Below are 22,805 nucleotides of genomic sequence, written 5' to 3'. Positions count from 1 at the left end.
GTGTAGCCTTGCTCCGCTCACACCGCCGTTATTATTAGAAAGTGGTGAGTTTTATGACGAAATATATTATTCGAAGAGTATTACAAGCGATTCCGCTATTATTTATTATCTCCATCATTTCATTCCTACTCATGACTCTTGCTCCGGGTGACCCCACTGCGATGTATGAAGACCCAGAGGCAGGTGCCGAACAGGATTTATCTGCCATTAGAGAACAGCTTGGCGTCGACGACCCCATCTATGTTCAATATTATAAATGGCTAAAGCTTTTAGTATTAGAAGGAAACATGGGCTATTCCTTCCAAGATGGAATGCCGGTTTTGGAGAAAATTCTTAGCCGTCTTCCTGCCACATTGACATTAATGGGAACAGCCATCTTAATCACGGTAATCCTTGCAATTCCAATTGGCGTCTATTCGGCTGTAAAAAAGTATTCAATCATGGACTACATCTTTACTTTTAATAGTTTCCTAGGAATTGCTGTTCCATCTTTCTTTATTGCTTTAGTAGTCATACTAGTTTTTGCTTTAAAACTAGAGTGGTTCCCGGCCTCTGGCCTCCGTTCCGATTTCGAAACGTTTAATTTATGGGATCGTATTTATCACTTGATTCTACCGTCACTAACTTTAGCCTTTGGGTTAATTGCTTCAATGTCACGCTTTATGCGTTCTAGCATGCTGGATGTTATTAGACAGGATTTTGTTAGAACCGCTAGAGCAAAAGGATTGTCTGAAAAAGTCGTTATTTTTAAACATGCTTTACGTAATGGCTTAATCCCAATCATCACCATTTTGGCGTTACAGCTACCAAACTTGTTTGGCGGTGCATTATTTATCGAGCAGCTCTTTGCTTGGCCGGGAATGGGCAGACTATCCATCAACGCTATCTTTATGCGAGACTACCAAGTCATCATGGGAACAACAATGATTGCCGCTGTCACAGTTGTAGCTTCCAATTTAATCGCTGATATACTTTATGCATTAGTGGATCCTCGTATCCAACTAGGCAAGAACTAGAGAGGAGAGAACAAAATGGGGGTTCCTAATCCATCCTTATCATTAAAACCGGCAAAATCAAATACCGACAGAGATGTCAAAATTGAGAGAAAATCGACCGTCGTTTGGCGTCGTTTTCGCAAGAACAAGCTAGCTGTTGCTGGTTTAGCCTTTTTTATCCTTGTTTGTCTAATGGCGATTTTTGCACCAATGCTCACGGTATATCGCCCAGACGTTTACGAGGTTTTTGACAACTACTTACCTCCAAGTAAAAAATACATCATGGGGACAGATTCTATGGGTGGTGACATTTGGACACGGATCGTCTTCGGTGCCAGAATCTCGCTAAGTGTTGCCCTGCTGGCCATGATATGTACGGTTAGTGTCGGTATTATCTACGGTGCAGTCTCCGGATTCTTCGGTGGCTGGGTCGATAATGTCATGATGCGTATTGTAGACGCCATCCAATCGATCCCGACTTTCTTTCTATTATTAATTGTTGCGGCTATTATCACTCCATCCTTATGGTCGACAGTACTAGTTCTTAGTGTCTTTGGTTGGACGGGGATGGCCAGGATTGTCCGCGGGGAAATTCTATCATTAAAGAAACGTGACTTTGTTGAAGCTGCGATTGCAACAGGTGAAACAAAAGGAGCGACGATTCTTCATCACGTTTTACCAAATGCGATTGCACCAATTACTGTCATTGCAACCTTAGACATCGCGAATAACATTCTTGCCGAATCGTCACTAAGCTTTTTAGGTCTCGGCATTCAACCACCAACACCGAGCTGGGGAAATATGCTAACATCAGCCCAAGAATTAACGACGGTTATGGATTATTTATGGATTGTTATTTTTCCGGGAGCATTTATTGTCCTAACTGTACTTGCAGTCAATTTTATCGGGGATGGCTTGCGTGATGCCCTTGACCCTAGAATGAAAGAATAGGAGGAACCATTTATGTCAACAACCAAAACGAAAACCGAGACACTCGTTTCTGTAGAAAATTTAAAGACCTATTTTTATACCGAAGATGGTACCGTTCCTGCAATCGACGGGGTCAGCTTTTCCGTGAAAAAAGGCGAAACGCTCGCTATTGTTGGAGAATCAGGGAGCGGCAAGAGTGTAACCTCACTCTCAATCATGCGTCTAATCCCTTCTCCTCCTGGTAAAATTTTAGCAGGGGACATTAAGTTTAACGGTGAGAGTTTACTAGCTAAATCAGAACGGGAAATGCGCAATATTCGTGGAAACCGTATCTCAATGATTTTCCAGGAGCCTATGACCTCCTTAAACCCAGTATTCAAGGTAGGTGACCAAATTTGTGAGTCGATCATGCTTCATCAAAAGAAATCGAGAGCGGAGGCATTGACGGAGGCTATTAACCTTCTAAATTTAGTAGGAATTCCCGAGCCTGAACGTCGTATTTCGCAATATCCACATGAACTAAGCGGTGGAATGCGCCAACGTGTCATGATTGCAATTGCCCTTGCCTGTCGTCCAGAGCTATTAATTGCCGATGAGCCAACGACAGCCTTGGATGTAACCATCCAAAATCAAATCCTGCAATTAATGAGAACGTTAAAAACAAAATCAAATATGTCGATTATGCTAATTACCCATGATCTTGGAGTTGTTGCCGAAATGGCCGATCGAGTCGTGGTGATGTATTCCGGCCAAGTGGTCGAACAAGGTGATGTTTTTACCATCTTCGAAAATCCAAAACACCCATACACTGAAGGCCTATTAAAATCGATGCCAAGTGCTGAAAAACGTATCGGTAAACTTTACGCGATTGATGGAGTCGTTCCTAACCCTTTAAACCTACCAGTCGGTTGCCGATTCGCTGATCGATGTGAATACGCAACAGCTCTTTGCCATCAGGAAATGCCGGAAATTCAAGAATTAGCAAATGAAGAAGTTGTCCGTTGTTGGAAATACACAGACCGGTGGGAGGCGTAGGAAATGGCCATGGCAGTATTAGAACGAGAAGAAACCAAAAAAGTAATCAATGAAAAAGAAGTTTTGCTAAGTGTTCAAAATATCAAAATGCACTTTCCAATCAAAGGCGGGCTGTTAGGCCGAACGGTTGGCCATGTAAAAGCGGTCGACGGGGTAAGTTTCGATATTTTCAAAGGTGAAACATTAGGGTTAGTGGGCGAAAGTGGCTGTGGAAAATCGACAACTGGTCGAACTTTGCTCCGTCTTTTAGAAGCAACTAGCGGTAGTGTGACCTTTGATGACAAGGATATATACAAATTAACTTCTGCAGAGTTACGGGCAGCAAGACGGGAAATGCAACTGATTTTCCAGGATCCATTTTCTTCCTTGAATCCGCGATTAAGCGTTGGGGAAACTTTAGATCGTGTTTTAAAAATTCATGGCCTAGGCACAAAGGTTGAACGGGAGCAGCGAATTAAAGAAATACTTGAGCTAGTTGGTCTTAGCGCTTTCCATGCTAGACGTTATCCGCACGAATTCAGCGGTGGGCAAAGACAGCGGATTGGAATCGCTCGAGCATTGGTGTTAAATCCGAAGCTTATCGTCTTGGATGAACCAGTTTCGGCACTAGACGTTTCCATCCAATCACAGGTTGTCAATTTATTGGAGGATCTCCAGGAACAATTAGGGTTAACTTACCTATTCGTATCACATGGTCTCAACATTGTTCGTCATATAAGCGACCGGGTAGGCGTAATGTATTTAGGAAAAATGGTTGAGCTAGCCGATTCAGATACGTTATTTGAGGCACCAAAGCACCCATACACTCAAGCTTTAATTTCGGCCAATCCAATTGCCAATCCAAGATTACGCGATAAGCCGAAAATCATCTTACAAGGTGATGTTCCGAGTCCGATTAATCCACCATCTGGCTGCTATTTCCACACGCGCTGTCCATATGCGCAGCCGAAGTGCCGTGAAGTTGCACCTGAATTTGCGAAAACTGGCAGCGGTCAGTATGTGGCCTGTCATTTCCCTCTATCATAGTAGTTTAGGAGGTAAGATTTTATGAAAAAAGGTATTGTACTAATCGACGAAAATAGGCAAAACTGCAAGAAATTCTTGCAGTTTTTTGAACCATATTTCATGATTGATTTACACACCAATGGTTTGCAAGGACTAATTAGTGCAGTCGAATTGCGACCAAGTGTTGTTGTGATTAACCATTCTTTGTTGAATGTGAATAGCCTGGAATTATGCCGCTCGATCCGTCAACAGCTGAATACTATTATTATCATCGTCGGTGATGATTTGGGCGATGAGGATATCGTTAAATACTATCGAGCTGGTGCAAATGATGTTTATCTGGGGAACCAGCTGAATTATGCCATTTTACACTGTAAAATCAATGTTATGTTAAATCTAGAATCCCATCATAAAATTGATGAAGCCGGCGAGTATCGAGTTGGTGAACTCGTTTTGCGCAAGGAGAACTTTAAGGTTGAATACGAAGATAAGGAACTTGGTTTTACCAAAAAAGAATTTTCTATTCTTTGGTATTTGGCTGAAAAACAGGGATCTGTAGTCTCGCGCGAAGATTTAATCAAAGGCGTATGGAGCTATGCTCATCTGGAAGACGACCGAATGATTGACACTCATCTCAACCGGATCCGAAAAAAGTTCAAGCAGTATCATATCGACTTGATGATCAAAACGGTCTGGGGAATTGGATATACCCTGCAAACTGAGGGGAAGAATGAGGCTACGCCATTGAAGAGGGTGGCAAAGTAGCTGGAGAGAGTGGGTTATTTTATTTGGATATTTTTTAACCGACTAGTCAGTTTTATAGCGAGATGTCTTGAGGACAATAAGGGTAACCACAACGAGCAAATTGTCCTCAATAAGGCGTCTTGAAGACAAAGTGGTAGCCGCCAAGAACAAATTGTCCTCAATAAGGCGTCTTGAGGACAAAAGTGGTAGCCGCAAAGAACAAATTGTCCTCAATAAGGCGTCTTGAGGACAAAAAGGGCAGCCCCCAAGAACAAACTGTCCTCAATAAGCCTAGGTGGGGAACAATTTTTTAATAGTTTTTCATGTCAGTAAAATAAGCCCACTGACCTGTACCTGATATATCAAAGTTACCTCTAAGTATTCTATAAATTCTCTTCCGACAAGTAACCACACCGCACCACTCAAACACCACATTCGTCGTAATCTTCTTATTCGGAAACAGCAACTGTATCTCACCAACATTCCGCACTACAGCAGCCTCCAAAGTCTCTTCATATCCACAATCACGACAAATAGCTTTTCCGCTATTCACGACAACAGTAAGGTGAAAGCATTGTTTACAAGATATCCCCTTTAACAAGCTTTTAAAATTAAATGTTGGCAATTGAGGGGGAGCTGTTGGTTCAGGTAAATGTAAGGAAACTAGCTGTTCCGCTAGCCTAATATGCCGGCTACCTAATCGACCTGGCTGATTATTTAATTTTCTCAATAAGCTATTGATCTGTGTTGGAAGTATAAAAGGTAAGTCATGTGGAGCATGAAATAATGTGAAGTTGGGGTTGATAAAAACGACATAAGCTTCAACGTGTAAATTACATCCGATTTGATAGAGTTGTTGTTGGAAAAGGATTTTGGTTCGATTCAGCTGCCCTAAAGGGTTTTGATAATTTATTTCTCTTTCGGAAAGCTTTTGTAACTTATCGGGAAAATAAATAAATTCACCCTCAAAGTTTTTAATCTCAAACAGTTTAATCACGTCAAAACATATCATTGCTGTATCAATTTGACACTCAGTAGTTCCAATCCTAAGCAGCAAATCATTAATGATGTAGATATTATTTGGGAGTTTTTCTGTTAATGCATCAAATTGAAGCTCGCCTTGATAACCTTTTTCTTGGTAAAAGTAGTTCAATTGATCGTTTGCAGATAACTCCATCCGATTGTCCAATATTCGCAGTTTCCTCAAAAGACTAGGTACATTACGGGATTTGAACGGCATTAGCAATCTTCCTCTCAGAAATATTGGACCACTAATTCCATCATAAACAAACCATTCATCGAAAAAAATGAATTCTTTGTTAACGTTTACCCAATCCAGAGATAGTGAATATATTGAATACCATAATCAAGCCAAGAAAATAAAAAACAGGTACCCAAATATTTGAATACCTGAAAGAATAAAGAATATTAGCCTTTTTCACAACTAATTGTTTCGGTCGTCAAAACCCTAAAAGAATCTTTGACTGCATCTGCAAAGCAGATTGGTTCATCAATTTTTAGAAAATGGATGTACATCAAACGTGGTTCATCGAACAGCCAGTGATTGTGGAAGGCGGTTATGAAAATTCCATGCTGACGAAGCTTGCTGGCAAGCGGATTAAATTCTTCTTCCAAAATGACTGACTCACCACTACAAAGCGCGGTGCCGTCCCTTTCCAACGATTCGAACGTAAACATCTGCGGGATTAGTAAAAATGATTGGCCTCTACGGCCGAGTACAGTCGGTCGAATATTTGTCCGAGCCCTCATTACGGTGCAAACACCATTTTCAAACGTACTCATACCTCCAAGGATCTGATGGAACTCCTCGCATAACTCCTCTCCTCCGTCATGTCCATGATGCCGATTCATACCAAACCCACGGCCGAAACCAAAATGATGGCGGCCTCCGATTTCCCTAGTGGTTAAAACATCCAACGCATCACGGACATTTCTGGCAAAGTTTAGCGGCTCATCAATCGCCTCAAAGTGCATATACATTAATCGTGGCTCATCGAACAGCCAATGATTATGGATAGCTGTTACAATGATTCCATGGCGGCGAAGGACGGAGAGGAAGGGGTTAATTTCCTCCTCGAGGATCACCGTTTCCCCTAGACAAAGTGCTCGCCCATTCTTATCAATATTTTCATAGGAAAAAGCCTGCGGAACAAACATAAAGGACTCCGCTCTTCGTCCCAACACAATAGGATGAAGATTCGTTCTAAATTTGGTGGCTGTACAAACGCCATTAACAACCCCAGGTGTAGCACCTAGGATATCTGCAAATTCCTGACATAGTTTATCTGGTTGATTATTGTCCAAGCCAATCACCTCAAATTCATATTCATGGCTAATGTATGTGGGGTGAATCCATTTGCCATGGACATAAGCCTTATATGGATAAAAAATCCAATGGAAAAACTGGTGAGAGAAAATACCAGCTTGCTATCGGATCTTTTTACTATTGGATTCCTGTGTCACACTCAGCCCTGCTTGCTTAAACGCTGGTGTTTTTTCAATATCCCGATACGGCATATAAGGAGGGATTTCCACATTGACCATAGACAGTGGAACTTCTACTTGATCACCAATATCTGCTCGATATGGCGGCATCATTCGGTTTGCCTGTGCTAATTCCTCGACCGAAAGACCATGGTCGGCCGCCAAGTCCTCTAAGCTTCCCTCCACTTTTACTGATTTCCGTATTTTTTCAATTCGGCAGGAACATTGCTTATAAGTAGGCTGACCCGATAAAGCATCCGTAAAATCAACCGTCAGTTCATTGGCAGCCTGGTGATTTTCCCAACTTCCGTAGTGAAAGGGTACGAATACTATACCTGGCTGGACCGTATCGACAATTCGGACTGGAACTTTAATGGAACCGCGTGGACTCACAACCCTCACAACCTCGCCGGGTAGAAGTGTCAACCTAAGCGCATCCTCAACATTCATTTCCACATACCCCTGTGGTGCAATCATCTGTAGGTAAGGGGAGCGCCCCGTTTTCGTCCGCGTATGCCAATGCCAAACTAATCTACCTGTTGTTAACCATAAAGGATACTCCGGTCGTGGACGTTCACTTGGTGGCACATAATGAGTATCATATAAAATCGCCCGGCCATCCGGGTTCATTGCGATATACTCTTCTCGTGTCCTTGGGCGTCCAGTTAACAAATCCTTTCCGTACGTCTGCGTGTAGTCAAGCTTGGTATGAAACTGAAAATCACTATACAAACGTTTTGTTCCAAGCGGGTGTTCATCCGTTACCGGCCAGCGTAATCCGTTATTCTGCTCCAGTTTTTCATAGGTTATCGCAGTCATATCCGCTGGCCTACCTTTAGAGACCTTCTTCCATTCCTCGAAACACTCTCTCGGCGTTGAGTAGTCGATTAACGGGTTACCATTCTTGTCCTTAAAGCCCATTCTTCGCGAAAAATCTAGCAAAATATCAAAATCAGAACGCACCCCATTTGGAGGATTGACAGCTTTTTTTAACAAATTAATAGTCCGATCCGCATTTTCCATTGTCCCATCAATCTCGCCCCACATCGCAGGTGGCAAGACAATGTCAGCAACCTCGGTTGTTTCCGTTAAAAAGGGGTCCTGAACAACAACAAATGTTTTTTCAAAAGCTTTTCGAGCATGGGTGCGGTTTGGCAGGGAAACCATCGGGTTGGTGAAAATATTCCAAAAGAACCCCACCAATCCCTTTTGCATGAGATGAATGATTTCCTCAATATCTTTTTCTGGCCCAACCTCCAGGTGTGATTTGTCTATGTTCCATAGTCGGGCCATTTCTTCAATATGCTTCGGATTATCGTTATTTCGTTGTCCAGGGTAACTGCCAACTCCACCCACAGTGCGGTTTGCCGAGGAACTAGGCTGACCGGCCATTGGAAATGGCCCGCTGCCAGGCTTGCCGATTAAACCCCGAATAAGATGTAAATTGTTAATTGCCACACTTGTCGTGGTGGCATCCTCACTCTGAAAAGCCCCTTGAAGGGTAGTTGACACAAGAGAGACGGTTTTGCCAAGCCTTTCAGCTGTTAGAATGATTAGCTCACTCGGAATCCCCGTCACTTCAGCCGTCCGTTCCACTGTCCAATCTTCAACCGATTTCTTCATCCGGTCAAACCCAATCGTGTGATTCGTAATAAATTTTTCATCAATGTCACCATTTTTAAGTATTAAATGAAGAATTCCATTTAATAGCGCAACATTACTGCAAGGCTTCAATTGTAAAAATAAATCCGCCTCTTTTGCCGTTAATGTTTTGCGCGGATCCACGACAATGATAAACGGTTTTCCGGTCAGCCTCTTTCGGGAGATAATTCGCTCAAACAGAACGGTCCCCGTTTCGGCGACGTTGTGGCCGAACAGGAGAAGGGTGTCCGTTAAGTCAATATCATCAAAAGAGGAAGGAACGCCATCCGAACCAAATGATTGCATCAGACACCATTCCACCGTTGCCGTACAGAGTCGCGTATTGGCATCTAGTAGATGAGAGCGAAGGCCAGCACGACCAATTTTAGCAATTGAATAATAGGTTTCCAGTGTAGATTGACCAGTGGAATAGATAGCAATTCCGTTTGCACCTAGGGTTCTTAGTGTATCTTTCGCCTTCTCAACCATCAGACCCATGGCCTCATCCCACGAAGCCTTTACCAGTTTCCCAGACTTATTTCGAATGAGTGGTGATAATAAACGGTCTGGATTATTATTGGCATACCACTGATTTTCACCCTTGGGTCCCAAACGACCACGGTTGATTGGGTGGGCACCATTTCCCTGAATCCCGACTATTTGGTTATTTTTCACCGCGGTAAAACAACCACAGCCAATTGAACAAATATTACAAGTGTTATAAACCCACCGATCCACTGCCCCTTGCGAATAGACATTCGTATCGACACGTTCATCTATCCATCCCACTAGATAGCCCCCTTTGAACCTTAGCTTCATATCGAAACAATGGAGGAATAATAAACTTAGCTTCTTCCTCCCCGTAGATTTTCTGTACGTGAGGTACAGTACTAACTATTTCATGCCGTAATTGTTTAGCGAGTTCATTTTTATTTTCAAGGGTCTGTGGTAAAACTGATTCCGTCCATTTCGAAGCGCGAATCCATCCACGATACATCGGGTCAAACGCCTCATTGTTTCGATAGATAACCGAAATAACATATTTAAATTGTTTTTGGTCAAATGATTTTTGCTGCAATAAATGGAGTCCGTTCCAAATAAATGTCTGTTGTTCAGCTAAAAGTGGTGCAATCCTCATTTCAAGTGGATTTTGATTAACCGGAAACCCTTGCAATAGACCTTGAACGGCTTGGTATCCCTTATATAGGTGTCTATATAAATTTGGATTCATCAGTCACCCACTTCCTTTTCTTTGTACCATTATATGAATAGGAGAAGTAGCACATGATATAGGAAGTAATAGGAATCTTTAGGACGATATGAACCATATACTGTACAAGCTATATTAATAGGAAGGAAGTTGTCACAGATGGGGAACATTTATATATTTTCACTGATTATTGGTCTTGTTTCAGCCATGATTTTAATCCCTATGTACCGAAAAAACGAACGTCCGCGAATCCGTCTTCAAGTTGCTGGAGTTATTTTAATTAGCATATTGGTTTTGGGTTGGTATTACTGGACCAATATTGATCGGAATTTCTCTTCATATTGGTTTTTTCTGGTTCTAATAACAACAGTAGGGATGCTGGTTTCGTCCGGCCGAGAGCAACTAGTAAAAGGAGTTCTATTTTTAATTTGCCTAATAGTTGGAGGCTATTTTTTAACAGCGTTTTTGTTTTAATGCGGATGAAAAATATCAAACCGCGCAAATGGACGAGCAAGTTCAAATTACCGCCTTTGATGAGAAAGAAACGCCGGCAAGCGTGCCACCAAAATTTGCACGGAATAAAATGAAGAAAGCCTTCGGACAGGTTCCGAATACGAGCTACTATGAACTCGGAAACCTGCAGATTCAAAAGGTGAACGGTGAATACGTATATATTGCTCCAGTTGAGTTTTCCGATATTTTTAAATGGTGGAAGGGGAAACGCAGTCCCGGATACTTTATTTTAAGCGCCACCGATTCAACAGCAAACCCCAAATTCATGCGCTCGGAAATGGTGTACACACCATCGTCCTATTTTAATAAAAATATAGAACGTCACATTCGCATGCAGTATCCGAACTCGATTTTTCGTGGTGATGTTCAATTAGAGGTCGATGATAATGGGAAACCGTATTATATTCGATCATTTGGTGAGTTTATTTCGGCCCGAAATGGCTTTAAAGTTAAAGGACTTGTAGTGGTGGATTCTCTGAGTGGGGCGATAAGGGCTTATTCCTTATCAGAGGTCCCGGAGTTTATCGATGGAGCCGTTTCACCTGAGGTCGTCAGTTTGCAAAACAGCTATTTTGGAAATTATGTTCATGGCTTTTGGAACAGTATGTTTGGGAAGTCGGATGTGAAGCTTCCTTCTGATGAGGGGACCGAGGCGAATGTGAGTCCTATTTTTAACGAAAACGGCGAAATGTATTATTTCACCGATTTCACGAGCCCTAAAGAGGGTGTTGATTCGATGCTCGGCTATGCGCTAACAAATGCCCGAACCGGGAAGGCGACTTATTATACGGGCAATCTGGAGGAGTCCTATATGGATTCACAAGGTGCCTTACAAATTATTGAAAAGAAATTCATTGAGAAAAAATGGTTTGGCGAAATGCCGATTTTGTATAATTTCTACGGTGAGGCAAGCTGGTTGACACCTGTACTAGATTCTAACGGCTTTTTGCAAAATTACTTTATCGTTTCAGCCGCCAATCCGGAAATATCCGTGTATGCCTCTACGCCGAATGAAGCCATCAAATTATATAAAACAGCACTGCAACGAGGAGGAGGTTCAGTCGACGGTCATTCAAAAGCGGAGGAAAAGGTTGTAGGGGGTAAGGTAGTTAGAGTTTACAAAGAAAAGTCAGGTGACAACACATTGGTATCCTTCTTGCTCGATAGTGGACAAAATTTCATTATGTCTTCAGCGATAAATCCACTTGTGATCTATCTGAAAGAAGGAGATAAAGTTCGGATTAACTATTTGGATACGGAAGAGCAATTCTTGCCGGTGAAGAAGATTGTGATTGAGGGGTTGTAAAAGACTGGCAGGGTCCTTAGATGACTTGTAAAGGCTATATAATGGATAAAATGGTTTATTCAAAAGTTTTTATACGATTGCTCGTCATTGACAAAATGAGTCGCTGACGAGCTTAAAATGTCTATGAAACAGCTTTTCATGGACAAAATGAGCCAATCGGAACCCAAAATGTCTATGAAACAGCTTTTCATAGACAAAATGATTCAATCGAGAACCCAAAATGTCTATGAAACAGCACTTCATAGACAAAATGATTCAATCGAGAACCCAAAATGTCTATGAAACAGCTTTTCATGGACAGTATGATTCAATCGAAAACCCAAACTGTCTATGAAATAGCTTTTCATGGACAGTATGATTCAATGAAAGTCCCAAACTGTCTATGAAATAGCTTTTCATAGACAGTGAGAGTCAATGAAAAGCCCAAAATGTCTTTGAAATAGTTTTTCATAGACAAACTGAGTCAATTGAAAACCCAAAATGTCCATGGAACAGCTTTTCATAGACAAACTGAGTCAATTGAAAACCCAAAATGTCCATGGAACAGCTTTTCATAGACAAAATGAGTCAATCGAGAACCCAAAATGTCCATGGGACAGCTTTTCATAGACAGTATGAGTCAATGAAAAGCCCAAACTGTCTATGAAATAGTTTTTCATAGACAAACTGAGTCAAGCGAGAGCCCAAAATGTCCATGGAGCAGCTTTCCATAGACAGTATGAGTCAATGAAAAGCCCAAAATGTCCATGAGATAGTTTTTCATAGACAAAATGAGTCAAGCGAGATCCCAAAATGTCCATTGAACAGCTTTTCATAGACAAACTGAATCCGTGAAAAGCTCAAAATGTCTATGAATCAGCTTTTCATGGACGAAATAACCTAAAACAAATACACTAAACACCAATAGCCACTCAATTAAAAGTAATTATTCAAAATATGTCGTATTCCGTGAACCCAATCTCCTATAGTTTTTCATAAGTATCCGACTTATCCGCTTTTTACACTCAATAATCTTACACCATTCATATACCAGATTCGTAGTAATTTTACGTTCAGGAAATAGCAACCGCAGTTCTTCAACATTTCTAACAACAGCAGCTTCGATAGGTTCCTCGAAGTCACAAACTTTACAAATAAATTTTGATTTCTCAACTGTGGTAGATAGGGAGTAACAGTTTTTACATGACATCCCCGGTTTTATCATACCGAGATCGTAAATCGGGTAACGGGAATAAGGTGGAGGTTCGATAATATGTAAGGACAAAAGTTTTTCGGCTAATTTCTTATGGGAGCTATTTAGTACAGAAGGTTTCGCGTCTAATTTCTTTAAAAAACTAGTAATTTGTGTTGGCATAATAAACGGAAAGTCTGGAGGTAATTGGTATAAAGTAAACTCGAGGTTGATGAAAATGACATATGCTTCAACGTTCAATTTACATCCAAGTGAATCGAGTAGTTGGCGGAATAATGATTTCGCTCGGTTTAATTGATTCAGGGGATTTTGGACTTCTTTGCGTCCTATTTTAACCAATTTCTCGGATTCAAAACAATAGTCACCTTCATGATTTTTAACATCTAATGCGTAAATTGTTTCTTGATAAATAATGACGGTATCTAGTTGAAACTCACTATTGTTGTATTTGAGCAATAAATCATTTAAAACATAACAATTACTTCGCAGTTTTTCGGTTAACCGGTCAAATTGCAATTCACCTTGAAAGCCTTTTTCAAGATTGTAGTAGTATCTTTTAGTATCCTCTGGCAACTCCATTCTTGAGTTTAAAACTCTTAGCAATTTCAATAGATTTGATTCCTTTCGCTCCTTAAATGCCATATCTATCACTTCCATTCAAAAATATTAACTCAAATTAATCATAATAAAAATACTAGCAAACAATTGGAATAATCATGAATTTTTTGTTAACCTTTTTTTAAAATGGTATTCTATGGATAAAAAGGGAGGGGGCCCACATGAATATTTCGATTCGAAGCGAAACAGTCCAAGACTATTTCAAAATTGCTGAGGTTCATGCTTTGGCTTTTACTCATGATTATGGGATGGGTGAGGTCATGCTTGTGGATGCATTGCGCCATCGGCCAAATTTTGATCCGCAACTTTCATTAGTAGCGGAGTATGGCGGTGAAATCGTTGGTCATGTTTTGTTTAATCCATTGCAAATGATAGTCGGAGGCAAGGAGCATAAAGTCGTTAATCTAGCACCGATTGCGATTCATCCCGCATATCAAAAGGGGGGAGTTGGCAAGCTTTTAATAGAAGAGGGCCACAAGAGATGTATAGAGAAAGGCTATGACTTTAGCATTCTTCTTGGCCACCCGGACTATTATCCTCGTTTTGGATACCAGACCGGAACCTATGGCTCTGTTTCCATTGCCATTAATCGTAAAAATATTACAGAGGAAGCTAGTCATCTAAAAGCAAGAAGAGTCGAGCACAAGGACCTTGGCTTTTTGATTTCAACCTGGGAAATGATGTTTGCCAAAGAGGATCTCTCGATTAAACCAAGTAATTCGGTAATTAGTTGGATTAGCACAAGTAAAAAAATGACATCTGCAATAATAGAAGACGATGCCTCACCAATTGGCTATATCCGCTATGAAACAAACCGACCAGCCAATATTAGCTATTTTCTAGCTAAGGATTCAAAGGCATCCAGGTTGCTAATTCAGTTCTTAAATGGTTTAATGGGGGCAGACGCTCAATCAATCACCTTACCGATTCACCCAAATTCCGATTGGGTGAAATCCAATATAAGTTATCCATACGAAGCGCAAATAAATGCTTGGGGAGCAGGAATGATTAATATTTTTAATCCTGAAAACCGCGAAATCGCTGAATATTGTCAAAAGGTGAAAAGTGATAGCAAACAAATTGGCCTTATACACTGGCCAATTGAATTTGATATTTGTTAAAAGAAGAAATGGAGGAAGAATAGTAATGTCGAATCTACCAAACTGCCCTAAATGCCAATCCGAATATACATATGAGGATGGTGCCCTATACATCTGCCCGGAATGCGGATATGAGTGGAGTTCAGAGGCAGTAGCAGTTGGCTCTGAGGAACGAATTATTAAAGATGCCAATGGAAATATCCTTAACGATGGTGATACCGTAACCATCATTAAAGACCTAAAAGTGAAGGGAAGTTCGTCAACACTAAAAATAGGCACTAAGGTTAAAAATATTCGCCTAGTTGACGGGGACCATGATATCGATTGTAAAATTGACGGTTTTGGCGCTATGAAGTTAAAATCAGAATTTGTGAAAAAAGTATAAGAAACGAAAGAGGCCCAACATCAAAGTTGGGCTATTTATTTTATATCATTAATATCTCCCGGATATCCTCATCGGTCAATCGATAAGATGTGCCGTCACGCGGGTCAATGACCTCCTCGACGAGAACACGCTTTTTCTCCTGAAGTTCATTCATCTTTTCTTCAATCGTACCGCGAGCCACCAACTTGATTACTTGGACGACATTCTTCTGACCAATCCGATGGGCGCGGTCAGCGGCTTGTTCTTCGACAGCCGGATTCCACCATAAGTCATAAAGCACTACTGTATCAGCACCGGCAAGATTTAACCCAGTACCACCAGCCTTCAGGGAAATCAAAAATATATCACGTTCGCCATCGTTAAAACGGCGGCAAGTCTGTACCCGTTCCTCGGGAGGCGTCGTTCCATCTAAATAAAAAAATGGGTATCCACGTTCATTTAACTCACGACCAATCAGACCAAGCATTTTGGTGAATTGCGAAAAAATCAACATTCGTCGACCAGAAAGTCGTGCCTCTTCGACAATCTGCAACAATTGCTGAAATTTTGCTGAGCTCCCACGGTATCCATCAATAAACAAACCAGGATGGCAGCAAATTTGCCTCAACCGTGTCAAACCTGCGAGAATTTTAATGCGATTTTTATCAATTGTTTCTTTATTTAGATGCTTTAACGTATCCTCTCGAAGCTTAGCTAAATAAGCAGCGTACAGCTTTTTCTGCTCCGGAAGTAACTCCGCAGAGTCGACAAATTCCATTTTTTCAGGCAGTTCATTTAAAACATCTTCCTTCAACCGCCTCAGCAAAAATGGACGGATTCGCCGCGAAATCTGTTTTCTAGTTAGATGACTGAATTCCTGCAAACCCTGGAACAACTCAGGAAAGACGACATGAAAAATGGCCCACAGCTCCTCAAGGGAATTTTCAACTGGTGTACCAGTCAAAGCGAATCGATGGTCAGCTTTTATTCGCTTTACCGCCCGTGCTGTTTGCGTCAACGGATTTTTAAAAGCCTGCGCTTCATCGAAAAAGACCGAATGAAAATTCTGCTGTTCAAACCATTTAATATCCCGGCGAACCAATGGGTAAGAGGTAACCACGACATCGACCGCATCTACTTCCCGCCGCAGCTTTACCCGTTCTTCTTTTGTGCCATCGACAACAACCGCTTGTACTTCCGGAGCAAATTTCATCAACTCATCCAGCCAGTTATAGGTTAAGGAGGCTGGGCAAACAATTAGCACAGGAGAGCCCTTTTCACGAATCCTCGAAAGCTCGGACACTACAAAGGTAATGCTTTGCAATGTTTTCCCAAGTCCCATATCGTCAGCGAGAATCCCTCCAAATCCATAACTGGCAAGAGTTTTAAGCCATTTATAACCTTTCACTTGATAGTCACGTAATGTCGAAATTAATCCACTTGGTACGGGAAAATCTAAGCGTTCGGGATGGTAAAAATCATCAAGAAACCCTCGAAATGACTCCTCAAATTCAAAGGTTTGCTCAGGAACTGCCGCTGAATCAAGTAAACGCAATCCATGAACGATTGGAATATTTAATCCGCTTTTCCAATCCTCAGGCTGGGAGGGGACAGCTTTCATGAACCGCTGAATTTCCTCGATTTCCCGTGTTTCCAGCGAAAACAACGTGCCATCTCTCAATCGATAATATTTACGTTTTTCCTCAATCGCTTGAAGAAGGTCACGAATTTCTTTATCAGCAATCCCGGTCATTTCAAATTTAAATTCCAGCCAATTGGTGCGTTCTTTTTGGACCTTTACACGAATTTTCGGAGGGGCGCTTTCCCGGAAAATGCGATTCCGGACTGCCGTTGTCGCATAAACTTGTACTAATTTTTGCAGTTTCGGAAGAATATGATAGAGAAATTCATATTCTAATTCCTCATTTTGCAAAAAATAGCCACCATCCGTCTTGGCAAATTGGCCATCCTCCATTAGCTGCAAAATCTCTGCTTCCTTTTTTTCATCGCGAATAATGATAGAACGAGGTGAATCCCGTTCCTCCAAAGGATTAATCAGCCAATTATCATATTGGAACTCAAGACCGGCAAGAAACCGGTTCTTAATACGATCTAAGTAAAGCTTTGCTATTAAAGGCGTTTGGTAGAACTTTCTCCTAACCGAGTCTGACAGTTGTACAGCCCCCAATTTCTTCAATCCTGGGAGAACTTTTTCATAAAATAGATCCAATTGCTCCGCTTTAATTCCAATTTCATTGCGACCTGTTGGTGTGATCAGCCCTTTAAGCTCTAACAGGCGGTCGCAAATTTCCTGAGATAATGGCAATAATTTTCCTTTAAATAAAACAAGTCGATAAGATTGGAAAATAACGATTAGCTCTAACCCATTAACTCGAAGTTTATAGCCGTTGTCCTCAGTCAACTCAAACTGCAGGGGGAGCTTTTCGTCAGTAAAGTAAAGATGATCAAAAAATTTGCCATCAAAGTCAAGTCTTACTTTAGAAGCTCTTTTTAAAAGCGGTACTAGTCTCTCCCATGAAGTTGGTGGGACAAGTAAAAGATGTTCCTTGATAGAATAATTCATTCCCTCGGTAAACATTTTTTCATCGAAAACGACTTGGATCAGCTGTTGAATCAAAGCGTCTGCTTCTGTTTCAAAACAAAAGCGATTAGAATCGTAGGTAAATAACGGAGATAAGCAATACGGCTTTCCTTTCCTGACGAAACTAAGAAATTCCCGAATATCCCGGACATTGACCGGTCCGACCTTTAGCTCTACTCCTAATAAATATTCTCCATTTCTTAAAGCAATGGGTTGAAAAATGAACTCGACATCAAGAACGTCACGGTTCTCAAAATGAAGCTGGTGACCACTTGAGCGCTTTGGTTTATTACTAAATAGTGCCAGTAACTCATTTGATAGGTCTGCCGGAGAATCTTCCAGCACAGAGCCTTTCTTTTGTCTGTCATGTAAAGCAATTAAAACAGCAGCAACATGCTGGCAATCTTTTTGAAAGGAGGCCAATTTCGGACAGCTACAAGTAGAAGTGAATGAACCTATTGAATCCCGTTCAATATGAACATGAAAATCCTCTGCGCCAACAACCTTTGCCTCACACACATCCTCATTAGATTTTGTAAAAAAAACCTTACCAGTACGATAAAAAGAGTCTCCTCTTTTAAAGGAGACTGCACCACACCGGTCTTCAATGATCTTAGGACTTAATTTGATATTCAAATCGCTGCTTCTCCTTTCGGATGGGCCCTTTTTATAAACATTATAATCCTTAACATCCAATTATTAAAGAAACAACCACAAAAGCACTTTAGTGCTTTAATGCTTTAAAATATGTGGGGACAGTCCCCACATGCTTTAAAGTGTTAAAGTGGATTTTATTGTAACGGTAGCCATAGTGCGCGCCAGATGTTGTCTTCGCCTTTGATTAATTTAAATTCTAGTATTTCATCCGACCCAGGTAGCTTGAAATTGATGTTTGCACGAGTGGAATCGATTCTATTAACCTGGAATTCGCGAACTTCATTCAATTTCTTCATGAAATCACGATTTTCTGCAGTTGCATCATCTGTTCGATTTTCTGCTACATACTTATCGACAGGTAGGTTATCCTCGTCAATATTATGGAAGTAATATAATGTTTCATAATCCTCTCCGGCTCTAGTGTACATATATAGACTAAACACGTCTAAAGGCTGATAACCGGCCATCACCTCTAAACTCTTTGTTGTTCTAATTCTTTCTTGAACTCCAGCTAGCTCGCTATCAACTTCTAATATTGATTTATTTAAATTAACCGTGGTTGGTGCCATAATCAATTTTTCGATGGTTGCCTGTTCAATACCTGTGTCTGTATAAATAAACTCGACCTCAACACCATCTTCAAGCGTCATTAATTGTTCTTGTGCAAAATCAGTTAATTGAAAAGCTTTAGGTACTCCATCCATCATGATTTCAACTGAATGCAGGTCAATTCTACCAGTTAGAGTTCCAACCACTCTGTTGTAAATAGACTCTGTTACATCAAAGCTAACGACCTCTTTACCGTTTTGATCCTTTTCGTTTAAAAATACCTCCATCGAGTAATGGCCGTTAGGGAGATTATCAATGACAAACTCTTCGGAAATCGCCTCCTGTGCGTCTAGGGCAACCTCTTCAAGTGCCATAGTCGCTATCGCATTTTTTGAATAGCGATCGACTTCTTTTCCTTCTTGGTCATACAGGATATAATCCACCTTCATGCCACTCTGAAACGTCAAGTTCTGAGTCTGTTTAGAAATGTTTTTCGCTTCATATCGGATATGGATTTTCCCATTTTCCTCGGAAACTTTGACATTACCTAAAATAGCCTCTTCCACTCCAACCTTTTCCTCAACCGGAGCGTTATTACCTTGATCGGCAGCCCCATTCGTTTTTTGATTTGCCCCGCATCCAGCCAATAAACTCGCAATCATCACAGATGATAAAATCATAAACGGAATCTTATTCATACTAATCAATCTCCTTTGTTTTTCTTTTTCACCCATTTAGACGACCGACCAGTCAAATAGTTGCAAAAAATGGGATAAATATTTCAAAAATATTACAAACAGAAAATTTAAAAAACATATACAATTTTCCTGAGTTGGTAGTATGATGTAAATGAACATTTGGACAATAAAATAGAGGTGATAGATTGCTAACCTATACAAGATTAGTCATGCTTGCACTACTATCTTTTGGTTATTACCAGATGATACCTGAAGACCAATCATGGCTAAAGGTTTATGTCATCATGGCAACAGTGTTATTCTTCCTAAACCATTTTCTCATTTTTTTCTTTAAACAAATAAAATGGATATTTCCGATTCTTTTAATTGAAATACTGGTAAGCTTTTTATACGGATTTTTATTTCCTGGTATAACTATTTACTTAATTTTTCTCGGAGTTATCGCTGTGACGGTATTCCTAACAATCCCCGATAAAAAAAAGCTACGGTTATGCATAGCAATCTTTTTCACTATGTGGCTTCTCGTGGAGGGGTATTGGTGGAGCAAATTCGGCGAGATTAGCTTTTTCGACAACATCCTAAGTGCAACCTTTGTTGTCTTTGGTTCGATTGTGGGAGATTTAATACGCAAACTACTCTCCGCGAGAGAAACGATGAACAGCCAATACGAACAACTAAACCATTCCCATCAAGCATTATCGGATGCACATGTGGAGCTTCAGAATTACTCCCAGAAAGTCGAAGAATTAACGACCGTTCACGAACGCAACCGAATTGCGAGGGAAATCCATGATACTGTTGGTCATAAAATGACAGCCCTACTCGTTCAACTTGAGCTCAGTAAAGCATTATTAAAGCTTGATATCGAAAAGACCGAAGAAACCATCACTGTTTGTGAAAACTTGGCAAGAGATGCTCTGCAGGAAATTCGACTTTCCGTCCGGACTCTTCACCTAGAGGAAGAAGAGCATTTACCATTAATCCCAGCCATCCGAAAGCTACTTGCTGATTTTTATAAAACAACCGGACTGGAATCGGTGTTTGAACTAAGCGGTGACCCAACAGTCATATCCATTTCCCTCCAACCAGCCATCATTCGAACGATACAAGAATCGTTAACAAATGCCAAACGCCATGGGCAAGCGACTTCTTTTATATTAAAAATGAATTGCACAGTCGAAGCTGTTAGCCTGTTCATGAAGGATAATGGTCAAGGTGTAGATTCGATTAATCCAGGATTCGGCCTGATTAATATGAAGGAACGAATTGAGGAACACGGTGGTAGTGTTTATTTCGAAAGTACTTTTGGAGAAGGCTTTCAAATGAACATACATTTTCCACTTTTACAAAAATCATGGAAGACAGGTGGGGCGAAATGATAAAAATAATGATTGTTGATGACCAGCCTCTCATTCGTGATGGACTGGCAACCTTGCTTGGCCTAAAACCTGAGCTTGAAGTGGTCGGTACCGCAGCTGATGGCCAAGAGGCTTTTGAAAAAGTGAAACGACTTCATCCAGATATCGTGTTAATGGACATCCGAATGCCGGGAACAAATGGAGTAGATGCGACTCATTTCATTACTCAAAATATGGCAGAAACCAAGGTGCTTATGCTAACCACCTTCAAAGATAGTGAATTAATCTTTGAGGCATTAGAAAAAGGGGCTAGCGGTTATCTGTTAAAAGATATGCCGACTGATACCATTGTTCAAGCGATTATGACTGTTCATTCAGGTGGGATCGTTCTCCCGCCAGATATTACAGGGCAAATGCTAAAAGAACTGAAAAGAACAAAAGAGGTAGAAGGGCTTTCTAGTGCAAAAACGGAACGCCCGAAAATTATCGACGATTTAACTGATCGAGAATTAGAGGTTTTAAAACAGCTGGGTTACGGCTATAGCAATAAGGAAATTGCCGATTCGCTCTTCATAACAGAAGGAACGGTAAAAAATCACGTCTCCAACCTTATAAATAAACTAGAGATACGCGACCGAACCCAAGCCGCGATTTTTGCGGTGCGTTACGGCATTACAATGTTTGAGTAAACGTTTGGCACATGACTTTTGGCATATAAGATTTCTAAAAAGGCCTGATTGGGCCTTTTTTTGGTGGCTAAAAATCTATCGCGCGCTACATGGAAAGTTTTTCAAATTAAAATACACTTAGGATAAGAAAAGAAGTTAAAAGGAGTGCTGAACCATGTTAGTAGTAAGCGATATTAAAAAATCATTTGATAAAAAGGAAGTTGTCCGTGGCGTTTCATTTTCAGTTAAAAAAGGTGAATCCTTTGGTCTGCTTGGCCCAAACGGTGCCGGAAAATCAACGACGATCGGAATGATTTGTGGATTACTAGATTACGATGGCGGTGACGTCACGGTTGATGGCCTCTCAGTTAAGAAACAACCTTTAGAGGTGAAAAAGAAAATCGGCATTGTTCCCCAAGAAATTGCTCTCTACCCAACGATGACAGCTCGTGAGAACCTACTTTTTTGGGGGAAAATGTACGGTTTATCAGCCAGTCAGGCAAAGAAACGTGCCGATGAGGTCCTTGAATATGTCGGATTACGTGACCGTGCCAAAGACAAAATAGAAACTTTTTCCGGTGGAATGAAGCGCCGCATCAATATCGGAGCCTCACTTATGCACGAGCCACAACTATTAATTATGGATGAACCAACCGTCGGAATCGACCCACAAAGCCGCAATCATATTTTAGAAACGGTTAAACGTCTCAATGAAAACGGCATGACCGTCATCTACACCAGCCATTACATGGAAGAGGTTGAATACCTGTGTGAACGAATTGGCATCGTGGATCAAGGTAAGATGATTGCTCTTGGAACGAAGGCAGAACTAGTAAATCGACTAGCGGGTGGAACGATGATTAAGCTTAACGTTACATCTATAAACGATAAATTTTCGGCTGGACTAAAGAACATACCCACAGTGGAAAGAATCGTTACAAACTTAGAGACGAATACGCTAGAGATTTTCGTCCAACATCATCAACAGGCTTTTGGCGACATCATAGCTTGCGCGTTGCAAAATCAAATCCAGGTTCTATCGTTCGAAGTGCAAGAGCCAAACTTAGAAACTCTCTTCCTATCGTTAACAGGAAGAACATTACGGGATTAAGGCG

General features: G+C 40.9%; 17 protein-coding genes and 1 pseudogene. 11 read left to right on the top strand and 7 right to left on the bottom strand.

Annotated elements, in window-relative coordinates; all coding sequences use genetic code 11:
- The first annotated feature begins 53 nt into the window (after positions 1-53).
- From ACX9YW_RS15260 to ACX9YW_RS15240, 5 genes are read left to right on the top strand one after another with little or no spacing between them, the layout of a single operon-like run.
- Entirely contained in the window at positions 54-1,016 is a 963-nt protein-coding gene (locus tag ACX9YW_RS15260; protein ID WP_460347885.1) for an ABC transporter permease, read from the top strand.
- Positions 1,017-1,031: 15 nt separating this feature from the next.
- Positions 1,032-1,946 carry an ABC transporter permease gene (locus ACX9YW_RS15255; protein ID WP_460347883.1) on the top strand — a complete coding sequence of 305 codons (915 nt, stop codon included), beginning with the start codon at positions 1,032-1,034 and terminating at the stop codon, positions 1,944-1,946.
- A gap of 12 nt (positions 1,947-1,958) precedes the next feature.
- On the top strand, positions 1,959-2,960 hold the full coding sequence (locus ACX9YW_RS15250; protein WP_460347881.1) for an ABC transporter ATP-binding protein: 1,002 nt from the start codon (positions 1,959-1,961) through the stop codon (positions 2,958-2,960).
- Positions 2,961-2,963: 3 nt separating this feature from the next.
- A complete protein-coding gene (locus tag ACX9YW_RS15245; RefSeq protein ID WP_460347879.1) occupies positions 2,964-3,986 on the top strand; it encodes an ABC transporter ATP-binding protein in 1,023 nt (340 codons plus the stop codon).
- A 21-nt stretch (positions 3,987-4,007) separates the two neighbouring features.
- The gene (locus tag ACX9YW_RS15240; protein ID WP_460347877.1) at positions 4,008-4,730 is read left to right on the top strand and encodes a response regulator transcription factor; all 723 of its coding nucleotides are present in this window, start codon (positions 4,008-4,010) and stop codon (positions 4,728-4,730) included.
- A 289-nt stretch (positions 4,731-5,019) separates the two neighbouring features.
- On the opposite strand, the gene ACX9YW_RS15235 is transcribed toward ACX9YW_RS15240, so the two are convergent.
- From ACX9YW_RS15235 to ACX9YW_RS15220, 4 genes are all read right to left on the bottom strand, one after another.
- Positions 5,020-5,949: a nuclease-related domain-containing protein gene (locus tag ACX9YW_RS15235; RefSeq protein ID WP_460347875.1), complete on the bottom strand. Its 930-nt coding sequence runs from the start codon at positions 5,947-5,949 to the stop codon at positions 5,020-5,022.
- A 188-nt stretch (positions 5,950-6,137) separates the two neighbouring features.
- On the bottom strand, positions 6,138-7,034 hold the full coding sequence (locus ACX9YW_RS15230) for an LppY/LpqO family protein (protein ID WP_460347873.1): 897 nt from the start codon (positions 7,032-7,034) through the stop codon (positions 6,138-6,140).
- Between the two features lie 123 nt (positions 7,035-7,157).
- Positions 7,158-9,644 carry a molybdopterin oxidoreductase family protein gene (locus ACX9YW_RS15225; protein WP_460347871.1) on the bottom strand — a complete coding sequence of 829 codons (2,487 nt, stop codon included), beginning with the start codon at positions 9,642-9,644 and terminating at the stop codon, positions 7,158-7,160.
- On the bottom strand, positions 9,628-10,086 hold the full coding sequence (locus tag ACX9YW_RS15220; RefSeq protein ID WP_460347869.1) for a hypothetical protein: 459 nt from the start codon (positions 10,084-10,086) through the stop codon (positions 9,628-9,630). Before ACX9YW_RS15220 ends, ACX9YW_RS15225 begins: the two co-directional genes overlap by 17 nt.
- A gap of 138 nt (positions 10,087-10,224) precedes the next feature.
- On the opposite strand from ACX9YW_RS15220, the pseudogene ACX9YW_RS15215 reads away from it, so the two are divergent.
- Positions 10,225-11,884 (top strand): annotated as a pseudogene (locus ACX9YW_RS15215) (hypothetical protein).
- Between the two features lie 925 nt (positions 11,885-12,809).
- On the opposite strand, the gene ACX9YW_RS15210 reads toward ACX9YW_RS15215, so the two are convergent.
- The gene (locus ACX9YW_RS15210; protein WP_460347867.1) at positions 12,810-13,718 is read right to left on the bottom strand and encodes a nuclease-related domain-containing protein; all 909 of its coding nucleotides are present in this window, start codon (positions 13,716-13,718) and stop codon (positions 12,810-12,812) included.
- A 137-nt stretch (positions 13,719-13,855) separates the two neighbouring features.
- Between ACX9YW_RS15210 and ACX9YW_RS15205 the strand changes: the two genes are divergently transcribed.
- Positions 13,856-14,815 carry a GNAT family N-acetyltransferase gene (locus ACX9YW_RS15205; RefSeq protein ID WP_460347865.1) on the top strand — a complete coding sequence of 320 codons (960 nt, stop codon included), beginning with the start codon at positions 13,856-13,858 and terminating at the stop codon, positions 14,813-14,815.
- A 25-nt stretch (positions 14,816-14,840) separates the two neighbouring features.
- Positions 14,841-15,179 carry a zinc ribbon domain-containing protein YjdM gene (locus tag ACX9YW_RS15200; RefSeq protein WP_460347863.1) on the top strand — a complete coding sequence of 113 codons (339 nt, stop codon included), beginning with the start codon at positions 14,841-14,843 and terminating at the stop codon, positions 15,177-15,179.
- Positions 15,180-15,219: 40 nt separating this feature from the next.
- Here ACX9YW_RS15200 and ACX9YW_RS15195 read toward each other — a convergent pair whose 3' ends face one another.
- Together ACX9YW_RS15195 and ACX9YW_RS15190 are read right to left on the bottom strand one after the other, a co-directional pair.
- Positions 15,220-18,396, bottom strand: coding sequence for a DEAD/DEAH box helicase (locus ACX9YW_RS15195; RefSeq protein WP_460347861.1), 3,177 nt, complete (start codon positions 18,394-18,396; stop codon positions 15,220-15,222).
- A 155-nt stretch (positions 18,397-18,551) separates the two neighbouring features.
- Positions 18,552-19,664, bottom strand: coding sequence for a BsuPI-related putative proteinase inhibitor (locus ACX9YW_RS15190; RefSeq protein WP_460347859.1), 1,113 nt, complete (start codon positions 19,662-19,664; stop codon positions 18,552-18,554).
- A 185-nt stretch (positions 19,665-19,849) separates the two neighbouring features.
- Here ACX9YW_RS15190 and ACX9YW_RS15185 point away from each other — a divergent pair, with 185 nt between their 5' ends.
- From ACX9YW_RS15185 to ACX9YW_RS15175, 3 genes are all read left to right on the top strand, one after another.
- Complete coding sequence (locus ACX9YW_RS15185; protein ID WP_460347858.1) at positions 19,850-21,043, top strand: sensor histidine kinase; 1,194 nt, start codon at positions 19,850-19,852, stop codon at positions 21,041-21,043.
- Positions 21,040-21,711 carry a response regulator gene (locus tag ACX9YW_RS15180; RefSeq protein WP_460347857.1) on the top strand — a complete coding sequence of 224 codons (672 nt, stop codon included), beginning with the start codon at positions 21,040-21,042 and terminating at the stop codon, positions 21,709-21,711. Before ACX9YW_RS15185 ends, ACX9YW_RS15180 begins: the two co-directional genes overlap by 4 nt.
- 154 nt (positions 21,712-21,865) lie before the next feature.
- Positions 21,866-22,801, top strand: a complete 936-nt coding sequence (locus ACX9YW_RS15175; RefSeq protein WP_460347855.1) for an ABC transporter ATP-binding protein — start codon at positions 21,866-21,868, stop codon at positions 22,799-22,801.
- Positions 22,802-22,805 lie beyond the last annotated feature (4 nt).

It is taken from the genome of Pseudoneobacillus rhizolycopersici, assembly GCF_054786815.1.
This window is presented reverse-complemented; position numbering and strand designations above follow the sequence as displayed.

Excerpts from the sequence above, each read along its gene's own strand:
- ACX9YW_RS15260 (WP_460347885.1), top strand. The coding sequence starts at position 54 with ATGACGAAATATATTATTCGAAGAGTATTACAAGCGATTCCGCTATTA.
- ACX9YW_RS15255 (WP_460347883.1), top strand. The coding sequence starts at position 1,032 with ATGGGGGTTCCTAATCCATCCTTATCATTAAAACCGGCAAAATCAAAT.
- ACX9YW_RS15250 (WP_460347881.1), top strand. The coding sequence starts at position 1,959 with ATGTCAACAACCAAAACGAAAACCGAGACACTCGTTTCTGTAGAAAAT.
- ACX9YW_RS15245 (WP_460347879.1), top strand. The coding sequence starts at position 2,964 with ATGGCCATGGCAGTATTAGAACGAGAAGAAACCAAAAAAGTAATCAAT.
- ACX9YW_RS15240 (WP_460347877.1), top strand. The coding sequence starts at position 4,008 with ATGAAAAAAGGTATTGTACTAATCGACGAAAATAGGCAAAACTGCAAG.
- ACX9YW_RS15235 (WP_460347875.1), bottom strand. The coding sequence starts at position 5,949 with ATGCCGTTCAAATCCCGTAATGTACCTAGTCTTTTGAGGAAACTGCGA.
- ACX9YW_RS15220 (WP_460347869.1), bottom strand. The coding sequence starts at position 10,086 with ATGAATCCAAATTTATATAGACACCTATATAAGGGATACCAAGCCGTT.
- ACX9YW_RS15210 (WP_460347867.1), bottom strand. The coding sequence starts at position 13,718 with ATGGCATTTAAGGAGCGAAAGGAATCAAATCTATTGAAATTGCTAAGA.
- ACX9YW_RS15205 (WP_460347865.1), top strand. The coding sequence starts at position 13,856 with ATGAATATTTCGATTCGAAGCGAAACAGTCCAAGACTATTTCAAAATT.
- ACX9YW_RS15200 (WP_460347863.1), top strand. The coding sequence starts at position 14,841 with ATGTCGAATCTACCAAACTGCCCTAAATGCCAATCCGAATATACATAT.
- ACX9YW_RS15190 (WP_460347859.1), bottom strand. The coding sequence starts at position 19,664 with ATGAATAAGATTCCGTTTATGATTTTATCATCTGTGATGATTGCGAGT.
- ACX9YW_RS15180 (WP_460347857.1), top strand. The coding sequence starts at position 21,040 with ATGATAAAAATAATGATTGTTGATGACCAGCCTCTCATTCGTGATGGA.
- ACX9YW_RS15175 (WP_460347855.1), top strand. The coding sequence starts at position 21,866 with ATGTTAGTAGTAAGCGATATTAAAAAATCATTTGATAAAAAGGAAGTT.